Annotated in this window: 10 protein-coding genes and 1 tRNA gene; 3 read left to right on the top strand and 8 right to left on the bottom strand. The window is 68.4% G+C overall.

Annotation, left to right across the window (positions count from 1 at the left end):
- Positions 1-1,344: 1,344 nt before the first annotated feature.
- Genes ADK54_RS05305 through ADK54_RS05285 form a run of 5 tightly spaced genes read right to left on the bottom strand, consistent with a single transcriptional unit; the run spans position 1,345 to position 9,168 of the window.
- The gene (locus ADK54_RS05305) at positions 1,345-2,040 is read right to left on the bottom strand and encodes a hypothetical protein (RefSeq protein ID WP_053724344.1); all 696 of its coding nucleotides are present in this window, start codon (positions 2,038-2,040) and stop codon (positions 1,345-1,347) included.
- Positions 2,037-2,528 (bottom strand): hypothetical protein, encoded by a 492-nt coding sequence (locus ADK54_RS05300; protein ID WP_053724343.1) that lies wholly within the window; start codon positions 2,526-2,528, stop codon positions 2,037-2,039. The genes ADK54_RS05305 and ADK54_RS05300 overlap by 4 nt, the downstream gene beginning before the upstream one ends.
- Complete coding sequence (locus ADK54_RS05295) at positions 2,525-4,921, bottom strand: glycoside hydrolase domain-containing protein (RefSeq protein ID WP_053724342.1); 2,397 nt, start codon at positions 4,919-4,921, stop codon at positions 2,525-2,527. The genes ADK54_RS05300 and ADK54_RS05295 overlap by 4 nt, the downstream gene beginning before the upstream one ends.
- 54 nt (positions 4,922-4,975) lie before the next feature.
- The gene (locus tag ADK54_RS05290) at positions 4,976-5,176 is read right to left on the bottom strand and encodes an MbtH family protein (RefSeq protein ID WP_053724341.1); all 201 of its coding nucleotides are present in this window, start codon (positions 5,174-5,176) and stop codon (positions 4,976-4,978) included.
- 44 nt (positions 5,177-5,220) lie between these two features.
- Positions 5,221-9,168: a non-ribosomal peptide synthetase gene (locus ADK54_RS05285; protein WP_053724340.1), complete on the bottom strand. Its 3,948-nt coding sequence runs from the start codon at positions 9,166-9,168 to the stop codon at positions 5,221-5,223.
- Positions 9,169-9,447: 279 nt separating this feature from the next.
- On the opposite strand from ADK54_RS05285, the gene ADK54_RS05280 reads away from it, so the two are divergent.
- Complete coding sequence (locus ADK54_RS05280; RefSeq protein ID WP_234391930.1) at positions 9,448-10,209, top strand: AfsR/SARP family transcriptional regulator; 762 nt, start codon at positions 9,448-9,450, stop codon at positions 10,207-10,209.
- Between the two features lie 753 nt (positions 10,210-10,962).
- A complete protein-coding gene (locus ADK54_RS42915) occupies positions 10,963-12,651 on the top strand; it encodes a recombinase family protein (protein WP_234391929.1) in 1,689 nt (562 codons plus the stop codon).
- Here ADK54_RS42915 and ADK54_RS05265 read toward each other — a convergent pair.
- Positions 12,616-12,700: transfer RNA gene (locus tag ADK54_RS05265), tRNA-Leu, on the bottom strand. The two genes, ADK54_RS42915 and ADK54_RS05265, sit on opposite strands and share 36 nt — an antisense overlap.
- Before the next feature lie 100 nt (positions 12,701-12,800).
- Positions 12,801-13,268: a hypothetical protein gene (locus ADK54_RS05260; protein ID WP_063801901.1), complete on the bottom strand. Its 468-nt coding sequence runs from the start codon at positions 13,266-13,268 to the stop codon at positions 12,801-12,803.
- Positions 13,269-13,440: 172 nt separating this feature from the next.
- Here ADK54_RS05260 and ADK54_RS05255 point away from each other — a divergent pair, with 172 nt between their 5' ends.
- On the top strand, positions 13,441-14,757 hold the full coding sequence (locus tag ADK54_RS05255) for a DUF2254 domain-containing protein (RefSeq protein ID WP_053724336.1): 1,317 nt from the start codon (positions 13,441-13,443) through the stop codon (positions 14,755-14,757).
- Between the two features lie 64 nt (positions 14,758-14,821).
- On the opposite strand, the gene ADK54_RS05250 is transcribed toward ADK54_RS05255, so the two are convergent.
- A complete protein-coding gene (locus tag ADK54_RS05250) occupies positions 14,822-16,351 on the bottom strand; it encodes an aldehyde dehydrogenase family protein (RefSeq protein ID WP_053724335.1) in 1,530 nt (509 codons plus the stop codon).
- Positions 16,352-16,353 lie beyond the last annotated feature (2 nt).

Raw genomic sequence — 16,353 nt, 5'->3', positions numbered from 1 at the left:
TCCGAGAACGACACCATCCCGGCTGCCGGTTAGCCACCGAGCCTGGAACCCAAATGGTGGGTCAGGTCAGCCTGGAACCCAAATGGTGGGTCAGGTCAAGATGTCACCCGATCGTGCAGCAGACCCAACGCCGTCCTGGCCACACCCCGCGCTCCCCTGATGCAGACCATGACCGCGCTCCAGGAGCTTGGGGGCTCGCATGGAAGTCGTGACCATCCGCACCTGACTCGCGACGACCTCCGCCAGCTTGCCCGATCGGGGCGCAGAACTCACCCTCGCCCGGTCCGGAACCACCTACCCCCGATGCACGGCTCCACCAAGATCGCGTTACGCATCCGTGTGCGCAAACGCACATGGACTCGCGAGAAATCGCAGGTAGAAGCGTTGCACCTCGCGCCGCAGAAAACGGCCCCGACCCAGGTAAAACCCCAGGTCAGGGCCATAGCGACGGATGAGCAAGCTGTACGCGGGTTCAGAGCGACACGGCTTTTGTGATCACTAGCGTCCCGCCACCGCCCGGCGCCGTTCCCGCTTCCCATGTTTTGCGGCTCCTGCCCAGAACTCGAACCTGCGGCCAAGCGCCCGTTCCAGGGCGCGTTGCCACGCCCCCCCCTTGGCGACGCGCCGCGCTGGGCCCCGCAATTCCCGTTGACCGGCAAACCGGAGCCGACGGGGGCAATGCCCCACCCCGGCCCCCACGACACCCGGTAGCCGCCCTGTCGACAACGGAATCCGTCGCCAGACGCGGCGCCATCCCACCGACGGACAGTCGGCTCGACCCAGCGCCGATCCAGCACCGGTACGGATAACCAGGGACGACGACAGGTGATGAGACGTCAGGTCATCCAGCACAGATCCAGCGCCGGGTACGCGAACGGGGTCGGCACCCGATCGGGCCGACCCCGTTTCACCTGCATGTTTGCCAGACGGCTACACCAATGCTACAGCGGGCAACTAAACGTTGAACCGAAACTCTGCGACAAGACACTCCTCGCGGTGACGGAGATCTCTTCACCGGAAGCCCACTGACTGCGCTCTCTCATCCGCATACTGCCGTGCCGGGAACCCGCACCTGCCATGCCTCAGGCCACTCCGGGCCCTGTGCCCAGTGCACACCCCCCCGGGAATCCCCCAGATCTGTACGGCGGGTACCGGGCATCTCGCCCGTTCATGAATCCGCTCGCCCGCGGGATCGGGTCTCGCAGGTCCTGGTCGCGCCCGCCGCCGACCGCTCGCGGTCCGGTGGGCATGCATGCCGTCGGGGTCGGCCCCGGTTGGGGCCGGCCCCGTCAGCGTTGCCCGCACGGGGGGGGCGGGCGGGGTTACGGTGGTTGAGCAGGCGGGTCAGGCCGCCTGGGTGCGGGCGAGGGCGTCGGCGTCACGGCGGCGCTGAGGGGTGAAGGGGTCGGTCGCACCCGCGCCGGTGCCGGGGGTGGTGTCCCAGGAGCGGATCTTCGCGGCGACCCGGGTGAGCTTCTTGTCGCCCGGCTTCACGTCGATCTGGAAGTGCGACTCCTTGGGGAACTTCTCGTCGCCTCCCCAGCGCACGGTGCCTTCGCAGTCCGCGAGGATGTCGCGGATCACCTGGACCTCCTGCGGGAAGAATCCGTCCTTGGCGCCGAGCGGGTAGGCTCCGGGGCGGATCGTGAGGGCCGTGCCGGAGAGCAGGTTGCTCTCGTAGGCCGCGGCGACGGCGCGGTCGGTGGTGTGGCCGCTGATGTCCTCGGTCCGCAGTTCTGAGTCGAGCTCGTAGAAGAACCTGCGGGCCGCATACAGCAGCACGGTCGCCGAGTCGCCGCTGCGCAGCGAGACCGTGATCGGCGAGCCCTCGACCTTGTGGGGCGCGATGCCGTCGTGGTCCGTGACCGGCCAGCCGTTGGCCGAGGTGTCTTTGGACCAGGCCGAGGTCGCTTCAGAGGGCTGCGGCCGGTCGGTCGCGTAGGCCGTGCCAGGCAGGCCGGTGACCGTGAGGGCGCCGCCGACCAGGCCGAGGCCGCCGGTGAGTATGCCGCGTCGGCTCGGGGTCTTGAACTTGGTCACTTCAACTGCTCGCCTTCTGATGGGGTGTTGGTGGGGTTTCCCGGCCGGCCGCGCACCAGACGCAAGACGGTCAGGACAAGGCCGATGACGATTCCGGCGAGGGCGGCGGAGATCACCACGTTCAGCCAGAGCGGTACCAGGTCGATACGGGTGTCATCGCTCCAGCGGCACTCCCGGGACAGCGGGAACAGCCGCTCCACGACGGTTGGTTCACCGGCGGGGCCCTCGTCCCGCATCGGGTTGCCGAGGGCCCGTAGGCATGCCTCTGCGCTTCCCTTGGTGCCGAACCCGATCCACAGCCCCGGCACGTAGGCCGCGACCGCGAGGCACACCGAGAGCACGGTCAGTTCCACCCCGGGGCGCGCGCCCTGTGGGGACAGCCAGAGGCGGCGGGTGGCCAGGAGGTGTACCAGCTTGGCGCCGAGGAGGAAGACCGCCGGGAGTACCGCCGCGTTCGCGACGATGAAGAGTGTGTCGGAGCTGATCACTTAGTGACCTTACGGGGGTCGCCGTGGCGCATGGTGTAGGCGGCGCGCTGGCCTCCCTCGGCGCCGACGTGTGCCTGGAGCCGGTCCGCGAAGCCCAGCAGGAAGGCCTCCAGCTTGCTGTAGGCGAGCGCTCCGGGGGCGATGGTTGGGAAGCCGCCCGTGGAGTTGATCAGGTAGGTGATGCCCGCGATGATCACGCTGTCGTCCTGCTGGGCCAGCATGTTGTACGCGACGTCGACGACGCCCTTGTTCGAGCCGTGGAAGCGCTCGCTGTAGTAGCGCTTGAACCGGGTCAGGTTGCCGCCGTCCACATAGTGGGCGCGGAAGGCGTCCACTATGTTCTTGCCGCCCTTGACCGCCTTGGCGATGAGGTAGCCGTCGGCGTCCTCGATCAGGTCGCTGTAGCCGAAGGACGTCAGGACGTCGGGCTTGGCCAGACGGGCCTTGCAGTAGGCGCGGCCGTCGGGGTGCTTGTCGCTGTCCCGGCGCCACTCGCCGTAGAACGTCATCAGGTCGCCGCCCCAGCCGGCCACGTCGCCGCGGTTGGTGAGGTTGCCGCCCGGCTGGGCGATCTTGTAGTGGCCGCACATGGTCGCGAACAGGTGCTCGGCGCCCAGCTCGGTGCCGGTGAAGCTGTCGATGAACGACCTGCGCAGCTCCACCTTCTTGGAGCGTACGTGGTCGATGAAGCCCTGGTCGGCCGAGCCGAGGAGGGTCCGCCACGTGGTGTCGTTGTACTTCTCGTGCCGGACGAAGTCCATCACGAGAAGGTTGGGGTCGCCCTTGCCATAGGCCTTGGCCAGTCCGTACAGGTTCTCGATGTAGGAGATGAAGCCGTCGGTAGGAGTGCCGCGGTCGTTGACCGAGTCGACGCCGAAGTCGGCGCCCTCCCGATGCACCACACGGTCGAGGTCGAAGACGTCGCTGCCGTTCTCGAAACGGAACTCCTTGATCTGGTTGAACGCCCAGGCCTTCGGCAGCGGGAAGCCCAGGTTGCCGGAGAAGCCCCACGACATCCCCGACACGAACGCCCAGCGCACATAGGCCTCGCCGGTGACCCGGCCGCACACGTTCCGCGAGCCGTACACACCGGGTACGTAGTGCCCGCCCTGGGAGGCCAGCGCCGAACGCACACCGTGGAAGTACTGGAGGATGTTGCTGGTGATCTCCTCGTCCGTTGCGTCGTAGTCGACGGCGAAGTAGATCGTCGTGCCGCGATTGAACCCGTAATGCTTGGCCCGCTCGTGCGCCTTCAGTCCGTGCTGGTAGCCGGAGCCGTAGGAGAAGTCGCCGAGCTTGCGAGCCCCGTACTGGAAGATCGGGAAGCAGCGCATGCCTGCGGCGAAGATGTCGTTGAGCTCCCCCGGCTTGATCGGCTTGTCGAGCGTGCCGCCCGGCTCCTCGTCCAGGTAGCGGCCGACGCACTCGTACCCGGCCTTCTTCAGGGCCGCCGCACGGGACTTGGTGATGGTGAACCGGGTGTCGCAGGCCGTGGCCCGGCGGTCCGGGTCACCCATGGAGACGAGCAGCTGCGCCCACGTCTGGTAGTCGGCGTTGCCGGTCTTGGGCAGCGCGGAGAACTCCTGGAAAGCACGGAGGTAGGAGGCGAGTCCGTCGTCGTACGAACTGGTGAAGGACGCCTCGCGCTTGGCGTCCTCGCCGGAGGTGGTGGCGTACCAGGCGGGACCATTGAAGACGGCCGCCGCGGAGAGCAGTTGGACGAAGACGCCCGAGTCACCCTGCTTCAAGGGGTGCTGCTTGAGGCCGGCCTGGGTGGCGGGGCCGAAGTTGCCGGTGGCGTTGGCCTCGCCGACGCCGATCTCGTACTGGATGGCCTTCATCAGGGCCTTCTGCACGTCCCGGGAGAAGATCCCGTCGCAGGGGACGAGGTAGTAGGTGCCGTTGCCCCAGTACTTCTTGTTGAGCCACTGCTGGATGCTGCGGACCTTCTCTGTGCCGCCGGGGACGACGATGTAGGCGTCCATGGTCAGCAGGCCCTTGACGACCTTGGGGGGAATGGCGCTGGTCTGCACGGGCAGACCCATGTCCGCCTGCATTTTTCCGGACGCCTGCTGGGTGGGGATGCTGAAGGCGCCGTCGACGTCTCCGGCGTGGTAGCCCTTGCAGAAGAACGCGGACTGGACGATCTTGACGATGTTCTTGTTGTTCTCGGAGGTCTTGATGCCGCCGCGCTTCATGACCAGGCCGAGCGTGTTCGGGCCGAAGCTGTCGGACAGCGTGTCGAGGCCCAGCTCGATCTGGAGGGCGCGGGTGAGCGAGAACATCGTGGACCATCCGGTGCGCCCGTTCTCGGGACACGCGTTGTAGCCGGAGCGGCCCTTGTATGTCGAGTTGACCCACTTCTGGGCCTTGAGCACCATCGCGTCAGCCATGACCGATGCCTTTCGGGGAGAGCGTTGTACGGGAAAGGGGAAACGAACCGGGGGCTAGGCCGCCGTGGCCGGACGCGGTCCGGGACAGCCGACGTCGATGTGGTCCAGGCAGGCCTGGCGGCCGGCCGGGCCGTGCGCGACGGTCCAGCCGGCCGGTATGTCGGCGAAGGACGGCCACAGCGAGTGGTGGCCTTCGCCGTCGAACAGGACGTAGTAGCTGCCTTCGGCGTCGTCGAAGGGATTGATGCGCGCCATGGGGAGCGGGGCCTTTCAGCGGTGGTGCGGGCGTGGGCGGCCGGTCAGCAGCCCACGGCGGCCGGGCGGTCCAGGAGGCGGTCGCAAAGGATCCGGGCCAGCTCGGGCGCCTGGTGCTTGACGAAGTAGTGGCCGGCGTCCGGGATGACGGACAGCTCCACTCGGGAGGTGAAGTACTTCCAGTCCAGATGGCCGCTCTCATAGCCGACGGTGGCCGCGTCCGCGTCACCGATCACGACGTGGAACGGTGTCTGCAACTGGGGCCCCCACTGGGTGTGGGCCTCGGTCTGGAAGCGTGCGCCCTGCTGCATGTCGTGGCGTACGACGGCGAGCACGGTGCGCAGATCGGCGTCGTCCAGCGCGCCTTCGAAGCCGCCGAGCGAGCTGAGGAACGAATGCAGCGAGTCGTCGGAACGGGCGTGGGCCGAGTCCAGGAGCGCCTGCGGGTCCGGGGCGGGGAACGCGGCCCCGGCGAAGACCGCCTCCGGCATCCTGCCCCGGCGCTCCAACTCCCGTGCCACCAGGGCCGTCAGGGTGGATCCGGCGCAGTGTCCGTACAGGGCGAATGGCCCCCGCACCGACGCGGCGATCTCCTCGACTATCCGCTCGGCGGCCTCCTCCCAGGTCAACAGCTCCTCATCGGGTACGGACGGGTCGTGTCCGGGCAGTGCGGCTGCCCACAACTCCAGTTCCGCGGGCAGCTGGTCGGCGAGCGGCTGGTAGGCGGTGGCGGCACCACCGCCGTAGGGGATGCAGACCAGGTAGAGCTCAGGAGCAAGGCCGCGATCGGGCGTCAGGCGGTGCAGGACGGGCCGCTCGCCTCCGGCCGCGCCGAGGTCGCGCAGCCGCGCGGCGAGCGCGCGGGGCGTCGGGTTCTTGAAGATATCGACGACCGACAGGCCCCGGCCGATGCGCCGGGCGATCCTGACCGCCTTGAACGAATCGCCGCCCAGGTCGAAGAAGTTGTCGTCGATGCCGGCCCCGGGCACTGCGAGCAGTTCGACGAACGCGGCGACGACACCCTGCTCCTCGGCATCGCGCGGGGCCACGAGAAGGCCCGTGCGCTCCAGCGAGGGGGCAGGCAGCGCCCTACGGTCCAGCTTTCCGTTGCCCGTCAACGGGAGTTCGTCCAGCGACACGAAGGCCGTGGGCACCATGTGGGCGGGCAGCCGCTCGGCGAGCGCCGCGCGCAGCCGCGCCGCATCCAACACCGCGCCGGGCTGCGGGACCGCGTAGCCCGTCAGCGCGGCGTCACCGACAGCGTCCTCGCGGACCACGACCCGGGCGTCACGCACCCCGTCGAGCGTCCTCAACTCGGCCTCGATCTCGCCCAGTTCAATGCGGAAGCCGCGGATCTTCACCTGCTCGTCCGCGCGCCCCAGATATTCGAGCCGCCCCTCCGCTGTCCAGCGGGCCAGGTCGCCCGAGCGGTACATGCGCGAGCCCGCGGCTCCATACGGGGCGGCGACGAACCGCTCGGCGGTCAGGCCCGGCCGGTTCAGATAGCCCCGGGCCACCTGTTCCCCCGCCACGTACATCTCACCGGTCACGCCTACCGGAACCGGCTGGAGGCCGCTGTCCAGGACGTACACCCGCAGGCCCGGCAGACCGGTGCCGATCAGGCTGCCCGGCTGCCCGGCGGCCGTCGACGCGTCCAGGGCGCCATGGCTGACGTGGACCGTGGTCTCGGTGATGCCGTACATGTTCACCAGGGCCGGCGCGTCGCCGGGATGGCGCGCGTACCACTCGGCGAGCCGGTCGAGATCGAGCGCCTCCCCGCCGAACACCACATAGCGCAGCGACAGCCGATCGCCGATCTCGGGGCGGTCCTGGTCTGCCCGCATCAACTGGTAGAAGGCGGAGGGAGTCTGATTGAGAACGGTCACGCCTTCGTCCGCCAGCAGGGCAAGAAAGCCCTCCGGCGACCGGCTGGTCGCATAGGGGACCAGCACCAGGCGCCCGCCGTGCAGCAGCGGGCCCCACAGCTCCCACACGGAGAAGTCGAAGGCATACGAGTGGAACATCGTCCACACGTCGTCGGCGCGGAAGCCGAACAACGGGCGCGTGGCGGCGAACAACGCGACGACGTTGCGGTGCGGCACCACGACGCCCTTGGGGCGGCCAGTGGAACCCGAGGTGTAGATGACGTACGCCGGGTGCGTGCCGGACAGCGGGACGATGCGCTCGCCGTCCTGAAGGCCAGTGCCGGGCAGCGCATCCAGTTCCTCGCCGAGCAGGTGGTCGTCGAGGAGGACCGTGGGCACCCCGGAAGCCGGGAGCCGCGTGGCGAGCTCGCTCGTGGTCACCAGGAGTTCGGGATCCGCGTCCCCAAGGATGTAGGCGATGCGGTCGAGGGGGTAGCCGGGGTCGACCGGAACGTATGCGGCACCCGACTTGATCACAGCCAGTACGGCCACGATCAGCTCGGGCGAACGCGGAAGCGCCACCGCCACGAACCGATCGGGGCCGGCATCACGAGCGATCAGGTGACGCGCCAGCCTGTTCGCACGTGCGTCGAGTTCCCCGTACGTCAGCGAGGTGCCGTCCGAGGTGACGGCAACGGACTCGGGGGAGCGCCGGGCCTGCTCCTCGAAGCACATGGCCAGCGTGTGGTCCGGCACCGGCTCGGCCGGGTGGCGGCCGCGGCTCCACTCTCCGAGGAGGCGGGCGCGTTCGGTACTGTCCAGCATGTTGATCCGGCCCACGGGGCGGGTGGGATCGGTGACCGCCCGGCGCAGGAACGCTGCGAAATGCTCTCGATGGCGGCGGAGTTCGTCGGCGCGGTAGACGGCCGGGTTGGCGTCGATGTGCAGCCGCAGCCGGTCCGGGAGGTCGTAGACCGCGAACATCAGGTCGTCCACCGGGCCGAGCGCGAGGTTGCGGAGCTCGGCCCGGTGCCCGCCGAACGACAGGTCGTAGTCAAAACGCAGGATGTTGACCTGTGGGCCGAACAGGCGCCCGCCGTCCTCCAGCCGCCCGAGGTCGCGGCGGAGGTCCTCGTAACGGTAGCGCTGGTGGCGCAGGGCCCGCTCGGCCTCCTCGGCGACCTGCCGCACGAGATCGGCGAAGCCGAGGTGAGGGCGGACCGACAGGCGCAGCGAGATGATATTGGAAGCCATCCCCGGGGTCGCGCGCACGGTGGCCGCGCGGCGGCTCGGCACCGGCAACCCCAAGACGATGTCGTCGGCCCCGGTCATGCGGTGCACATAGGCGGCGGCGACCGCGATGACCGCACGAGGCCAGTCGGTCCCCAGGGAGTGCGCCAGTTCACGCAGCGCGTCGCGCTCGGCGGCGGGCACCTCGAAGGTCTCGCGCAGCAGCTCGTGCGCGACGGGGGCGACACGCTCACTCAGGGCGGGCACGTCCAGGAGGCCGGACATCCGCTCCAGCCAGAACGCCCGATCCGCCGCGCGATCAGGGGAGTCGCGGTAGCGACCGTCCTCGTCCACCAAATCCTGGAGCCTCCCGAAGGGGCACGCAGGGACGGGCTCACCGGCGGCGAGCGCGGTGTAGACGGCGGCGGCCCGGTGCGCCACCAGCGAGGTGCTCAGTCCGTCGAAGACAAGGTGGTGCCAGCGCTGGTACCACAGATGCAGGTCGTCGCCGAGCACGAGAATGGCCTGGGTGAACAGCGGACCGTTCGTCACGTTCATGGGCCGCCCCAGGTCCGCGCGCATCAACTCCTCGGCGGCGGCCCTCGGATCATCCTCGCCCCGCAGATCGATCGTCGGGACTGCTACACCGTCTGCGGGCCTAGGCCTCTGCACGGGGCCGTCCCCGTCATCGCCACACCGTACGTGCACCGCCTCGGCCTCCGAGACCGCCCGCCGGACCGCTTCACCGAGCAGGGTGCGATCGATGCGCCCCTGGATCTCCAGGCAGTCCGCTATGGCATAGACGGGGTTGCCTTGGGCGAATTGCTGTGCGTACCAGATGCCCGACTGTGCGGCGGTCAGGGGCAGTTCGATGCCCGAAGTGGTGGTTGTTCCCATACGGATGAGCTTGTTCCAGCCTGCTCTCCATCCACTCTCGAAGCAGTCTCCCCTCCCAACCCCTCCCCGTTCACCTCTGAAAAATAGCCAGTAGATGCGTTTTAGCTGCGAAATGAAGGAGATTGCGCCGCAACGCACCGGAAGCTATCCTTCCGGCGCAGGTAAAGGGACAGTCAAGAGATATTGGCTGCGCATCGGTGGATCGGGGGGATCTCCATGAACAGGCACGCATCAGACCATCACAGGACGGATAAGATACAGCTCTCCATGCTGGGGCCGGTGACGGCGACCGTGGAACAACGGACCGCCGCGATCTCGGGGGCGCGGCAGCGCAAGACCCTGGCCTCCCTGGCGCTGTCTCTGGGGCAGGTCGTAGCGGTCGACCAGCTCGTCCGTGACGTATGGGGCGAGGAGCCACCCCGCACAGCCCCCGCGCAGCTGCAGACAAGCATCTGGATGGTGCGCCGCTCGCTGGCCGAGGCCGGTGCCGCGCAGCACGCGATGATCTCCTACGCCTCCGGATACCAACTGGACCGCGCCTCCTGTGTGCTGGACGTCGACGAGTTCCGCCGCATGGTCCGCAACGCCAAGGAGGCCCACCAGGCGGACCGCCCTGCGGAGGCCCTGCGCTCCTTGAATGAGGCGCTCGCCCTCTGGCGCGGCCCGGCGCTCGCCGACGTCGACAGTCCCCCGCTGCGAGCCAGGGCGACCCGGCTGGAGGAGGAACGGCTCGCAGCCCTGGAACAACGCATCGCGCTGGAAATCGAGTTGTGCCACTTCGAGCAGGCGATCGGAGAACTCCTTGACCTGGTCGCCCAACACCCCTTCCGAGAAGGCTTCTACGCCAACCTGATGCTGGCGCTGTACTGGACGGGCAGGCAGTCGGAGGCACTGGCCGTCTTCCGGGACGCGCGCACCACCCTGGCCACCGAGCTCGGCATCACCCCCGGGTCACGTCTGCGCGCAATGGAACAGGCCGTCCTCTGCCAGGACGGCGACACGCTGCGCGCGGCCATGGCGGGCGCGGGCATGGCGCACTGACGCCCAACCACCGGCTCCCACAAATTCCACAGGAAACCCGGATCTGACACTACTGGCCAGTCATGTTTGCGCCGAGGCAGACCGACGAGGGCCGACAAGTGGTGAAGCGTCGATCCAGCACTATCCAACCGCGATGGAGATCGCTCCGCCGGAAGCCCGCTGACCGCGCTCTCACATCTGCATGTCGCCCCGCCGAGAGCTCGAACCCGCCGCCCCCTAGGCCGCAGGCTACTGACGTGTCGTCACCCGTACTTGTGGCTCATTTCATGAGCAAAATTCTCCTTAGAGGGTAACCACCCTGCCCCTTGGAGCTGCCCATGGACCAGCCAACGCAGCCCTCCACTCCGCGACAGACCGATCGGCAAGAAGGACCTGCTGAACCCTGCTGCGATCGACAGTCCACTACGGGAAAACACACCGATGGCATGTCCACCGTCACGTCGGACCGTTCTCAGCTCCACCGCCCGGCCACCGACCAGACAGGCCGCCTCGAAGTGGTACTCCCGCACGAGCCTCCCGCTCTCACGCCCGCGGCGGCAGCCGCACTCCTGCGGATTCTCCTGGCCGCGTACGAACGCAGATCCGGAAGGACCCCACGGCTGCCCTGAGTCGCGCCCTTGGTTCCAGCGGCCCCCAACTGGACCTTCTCTCCGACCAGAGGTACCACGGACGACCACCGAACGGGGCGCTGCCTTCGACGGCTCGCACTCGGGGCGACCGCCGGCCGCACCACAATCTCTGCGGGAGTACGACGTGATCCGATTCGCTTTCGCCGGACGCTGCTCGACCGAAGACCTCCAAGACCCGGAAGCCTCAAAAAACTGGCAACTCCTTCGGGCCAAAGGACTGATCGAACCGGCCGGCGGACAGATCGTGGCCGAATACTTCGACTCCGGCCACTCACGTGCCCTGCCATGGAAGCGCCGCCCACACGCCGCCGCACTGCTTCAAGACCTCCGCGACCCACAACGCGGCTTCGACGCCGTCGTCATCGGAGAACCACAACGCACCTTCTACGGCAACCAGTTCGGCAACACCTTCCCCCTCTTCGTCCACTTCGCCGTACCGCTCTGGGTTCCAGAAGTCGGCGGGCCCATCGACCCCGACAATGAGGCCCACGACCTCGTCATGTCCGTCTTCGGCGGAATGAGCAAAGGCGAGCGCAACCGCATCAAGATCCGCGTTCGGACCGCGATGGCCGCGCAGGCCCAGATCGAAGGCCGCTACCTGGGCGGCCGCCCCCCGTACGGCTACACACTGGAAGACACCGGACCTCATCCCAACCCTTCCAAAGCCGCCGACGGGAAGCGGCTGCACCGCCTCGTACCCGATCCTGAATCTGCGCCCGTCATCCAGCGGATCTACGCCGAATACCTGCTCGGCAAGAGCTACCTGGCCATCGCCATCGGGCTCACCCTCGACAGCATCCCCTGTCCGTCAGCCCACGACCGCCCCCGTAACTCTCACCGCCACGGCACCGCGTGGTCCAAAGGCGCCGTCGCCACCATCCTCAACAACCCGCGCTACACCGGCCACGAAGTATGGAACAAACAACACAAAGAAGAGGTCCTGCTCGACATCGACGACGTCACCCTCGGACACCGCACCAAACAGACCTGGAACACCCCGGACCAGTGGATCTGGTCTGCGAACCCCGTCCACGAACCCCTCGTCACCCTGCAGGACTTCAAAGCCGTGCAGACCGAACGCCACTCCCGCCACCAACGGCGCGATCACCCCCGGCCGCTACTCCTGCGCACCCACCGCCCCTATCAGCTCCGCGGGCGGATACGCTGCTCGACCTGCCGCCGCACCATGCAAGGCAGCTTCAACAACGGCCACTCCAACTACCGATGCCGCTACACACAGGAATACGCACGCACCACCGCCCTGGACCACCCGCCGACCCTCTACATCCGCGAAGACGCCGTAGTGCCGCCACTCGACGCCTGGATCGCCAAAATCTTCGAACCCGGCCGCCTCGCTCGCACCCTCCACGAACTCCAACGCAGCCAGGAACGCACCCTCGCCACCGCACCCGAACTCGAAGTCACCCGCATCACCATCGCCGACTGCGACCGCCGCATCGCCCAATACCGCGCAGCCCTCGACCGCGGCACCGACCCCGAACTCGTCACCGGATGGATCAACCAGACCCAGACCGAGAAAGCAGCCGCCCAACGCCAACTCAGCGAAACCACCGCCGCCCGCCGCACCGTGCTCACCGAACCCGAGATCCGCGACCTCGTCGAACAGCTCGGCGACATCACCTCAGCCCTGACAGACGCCGCACCCGAGAACAAACAACGCCTCTACGAAGCCCTGGGCCTCAACCTCGTCTACTATGCAAAAGAGCGGATCGTGACCGTTGAGTCACAACCCGCTCTGATGTGTGCACTTGGAAAGTGTCCGAGGGGGGACTTGAACCCCCACGCCCGATAAAGGGCACTAGCACCTCAAGCTAGCGCGTCTGCCATTCCGCCACCCGGACTAGGTGTTGTCTTCGCGGCGTGTTCCCCGCGGCGACATAGAGAACTCTACCAGGGGTTTGAGGTGCTGTTCACCCGCATATTGCGTGGTCAGGCGAGGCGTCAGGCCTTGTTCGCCGCGACCCAGTCCTCGTTCGCCTGCCAGGCGTACAGAGTGTTGCCCTCCATGTACGCGTAGTACAGGTCGCAGCGGGCCGCCGCGCGCTGCTCGGCGTGCTTCGGGAACCACGCCGACTTCATGCCCGGCGGCTTCGGGGCCGGGTCCGGCTTGTGGGGCTTGCACGTGGGCGGGAGGGTCGCCGAGGGGAGGGTGGCCTTCAGGAGGCGGTCGCCTCCGGTCGTCTTCATCGCGTACTCGATGCGCTTCGCCCCGTCGGGGAGCCATCGGGGTACGGAGGCGCGGTCGCCCTTTGCCTCCTTGCCGGAGCTGTAGGAGGCGGCCTCGTCGTGGCGGTTCTGGAACCAGTCCTTCGCGGCCGGCACGGCCACGACCGCGGCGAAGCCGAGGGCCACCGCCACCGAGACGGCGGCGAGGACGATGGTCCGGGTCCTGGTGCGGCCAGCGGGCATGGCTCTTGCTCCCTTGGTCGATGTCGGTTCGGCTGCGTTCGCTTCGTTGTCTTCCATTCTTCTGGCGCGGATGTACGGATTCGTACTCCGTGAGGACCAATGTGTGTACGACTGTGGGACCACACGGCGGCGCGGCGGCATCAGCACTGCGGGGCAGGCCTAGCCTCGCCGGGTGAGCAAGGGCAAGGGATACCGGCGGCCGCGTGCGCTCTCGCCGTTGCGCGAGCATCTGCGGGACACGTTCTGGTTCGCGCCGACGGCGGCCATGGTGCTGATCTTCGCGTTGTGGGTCGGGACGAACGATGCCGACTCGGCCATCGTCCAGGCGCTCCAGGACCACCAGGAATTCGACGCGGTCGACGACCTCATCCGGATCGTCAACGACGCCAAGCCCGTGATCAACACGGTCAGCTCGGCGATGATGACCTTCATCGGTGTCGTGTTCAGCATTTCGCTCGTGGCCGTGCAGATGGCCAGTGGGCAGTTCACCCCCCGCGTGGTCCGGATCTTCGTGCGGTCCCGGATCACCAAGCTGACCTTCGCCGTCTTCCTGGCCACGTTCACGCTGTCGCTGCTCGTGCTCACCTCCTTCGAGAGCGAGACCGACCCCCGGCTCGTGACCACCGTCCCCTTTTTGCAGACCGTCCTTACGCTGCTCCTGGTCGCGCTGAGCCTCTTCCTCTTCATCGCGTACGTGAACTCCACGCTGCGGCTCATGCGGGTCGGGCACGTCGTCGACCGGATCACCGGCGAGGCCCTGCGGGTCGTGGACAAGATGCCTCGTGGGGACCTCGGTGGGACCGGCCTTGGTCCGGAGATCGCTCGGGTCGGGTACAGCGGGCAGGGCGGGGTGCTGCGGGATGTCAATATCGCCCGGCTCGTACGGGCCGCTCAGCGGCAGGGGGTCGTGCTCCGGCTCATCCCCCGCATCGGGGACTTCGTGGTGCCGGGCACCCCGCTGCTTTCGGTGCACGGGAGCGATGAGGGCAAGGTGCCTTCGCGGGGCGCGCTGCGCTACACCGCGTCGGTGGGTGTGGAGCGTACGTTCCACCAGGATCTCGGGTTCGGGCTTCGGCAGCTCTCCGATATCGCGCTGCGGGCTCTTTCGCCCGCCGTCAACGACCCGACCACCGCCGTTCAGTGCCTCGACCGGATCGTGCAGCTGCTCACCGCGCTGGCGCCTCGGCCTCTCGGAGCCGTAGGGCATCCGGACGGCAAGGGTGAGGTCCGGCTCGTCCAGGACGTGCCGGACTGGGCCGACCTCGTCGACCTCGCCTTCGCCGAGATCCGGCTCTGCGCGGTCGGAAACCCGCAGGTCACCCGCCGGATCATGGCTGGGCTCGACGATCTGCTCGGGCTCGTTCCCGAACCGCGCCGCGAGCCGTTGCTCCGGCATCGGGAGCTCCTCGCGCAGGCCGTCGAACTCACGGTCCCGGAGGCGGCCGAGCGCGCTTTCGCGTTGGAGCCGGACCGGCAGGGCATCGGGTGACATTGCCGTTCCGGCCCGGAGTGATCGGGCCGAAGTGATCGGGCCGGAGGGATCGGGCCGGTCGTTACGGGATCAGTTGGTACGCCGGGAAGTTGCCCGGGGCGCGCTCTCCCTCCGGGCCCTCCGTCACGGCGCGGACCAGGAGTTCGCCGCCGACGAACGCCCCGTGCCACGAAGCGCCGAAGCCGCCGAACAGTTCCTCGCGGTCACCGCGTGAGCGCGGTTTGCCCCGGCCGACCTTGAACGCCCTTGTCTGCGGGGCCAGTCGGTCGTACGTCCCCGGGTCGTCGGTCGACAGGGTGGCGACCAGCGCTCCGTTGGAGGCGTTCATCGCGGCGAGCAGCTCCGCCTCCGTGTCGACCAGGACGATCGTGTCGACCGGACCGAATGGTTCCGCGTGGAAGAGGGGCGAGGACGGGGGCGGGTTCAGGAGGGTGACCGGCGGGAGGTAGGCGCTGGTGTCCTGGCCGGGCAGGAAGCAGCCGTCGGCCAGGGTCGCCCGGTGCAGCGGGACTGCGCCGCGGTCGATCGCCTCGACCACCTGGTCGCCCAGTTCCTTGGCCTTCGCCGCGTTGATGAGCGGGCCGAAGTCCAGTGCGGGCAGGGCGTCTTCGGGGTGTTCCACTGCCAGGGGGTGACCGATGCGTACGGAGCGTACGGCCGGCAGGTAGGCGGCCAGGAACTGGTCGAACAGGGTGCGCTGGACGACGAACCGGGGGTAGGCGGTGCAGCGCTGCTTGCCGTAGTCGAAGAGTTTGGGGATGACGGAGGAGAGCGCGTCCCAGTCGGAGAAGTTCCAGACTCCCCAGGTGTTCAGGCCCTCTTGCTCCAGGATGTGGCGCTTGCCGAGGTCGGCTACGGCCGTGGCGATGCGGGCGCCCGTGTCGCGGCCGCCGACGAAGGACACGCAGCCGATTTCCGGGGAACGGACGAGGGCCTCGGAGAGTTCGCCCCCGCTGCCGCTGACCAGGGTGATCGGGATCCCCTCGCGTACGGCGAGGGCGGCGGCCAGGGTGAGGCAGGCGACGCCGCCGTCGGTCGGGGTCTTCGCGATCACCGCGTTGCCCGCGAGGGCCTGGACCAGCATCGCGTGGACCAGGACCGACATCGGATAGTTCCAGCTCGCGATGTTGGAGACGGGGCCGGGGAGAGGGGTGCGGCCCTCCAGCATCGCGTCGATGTTGTCGACGTACCAGCGGACTCCGTCGATGGCGCGGTCCACGTCCGCTTCGGCCAGGCGCCAGGGCTTCCCTATTTCCCATACGAGGAGGAGGGCGAGCTGTTCGCGGTGCTCGGTCAGCGCGTCCAGGATGGCGCTGACGCGGCCCTTGCGCTCGGGGAGCGGGATGTGGCGCCAGGCGCGGTGCTGGTCCAGGGAGGCTCGTACGGCCTGGCGGGCGGTGGGGGCGTCGAGGCGGGGCGGGCTTGCGATGGGGGTGCCGTCGATGGGGCTGGTGGCGGGGAGTGCGCGGCCGTCGGCGTGCCACTCGCCGGCCCAGAGGTTCAGGACGCGGTCGTCCTGGAAGGCCTCGGGGGCGACGGCTCGGCTGCGCTGCCAGGCGTCCGACCAAGCCGTGCCGGGCTTCAGCGTCAGGG

Origin of the sequence: Streptomyces sp. WM6378, from assembly GCF_001279695.1 — a bacterium.
In the GTDB taxonomy this organism is placed as follows: domain Bacteria; phylum Actinomycetota; class Actinomycetes; order Streptomycetales; family Streptomycetaceae; genus Streptomyces.
This window is presented reverse-complemented; position numbering and strand designations above follow the sequence as displayed.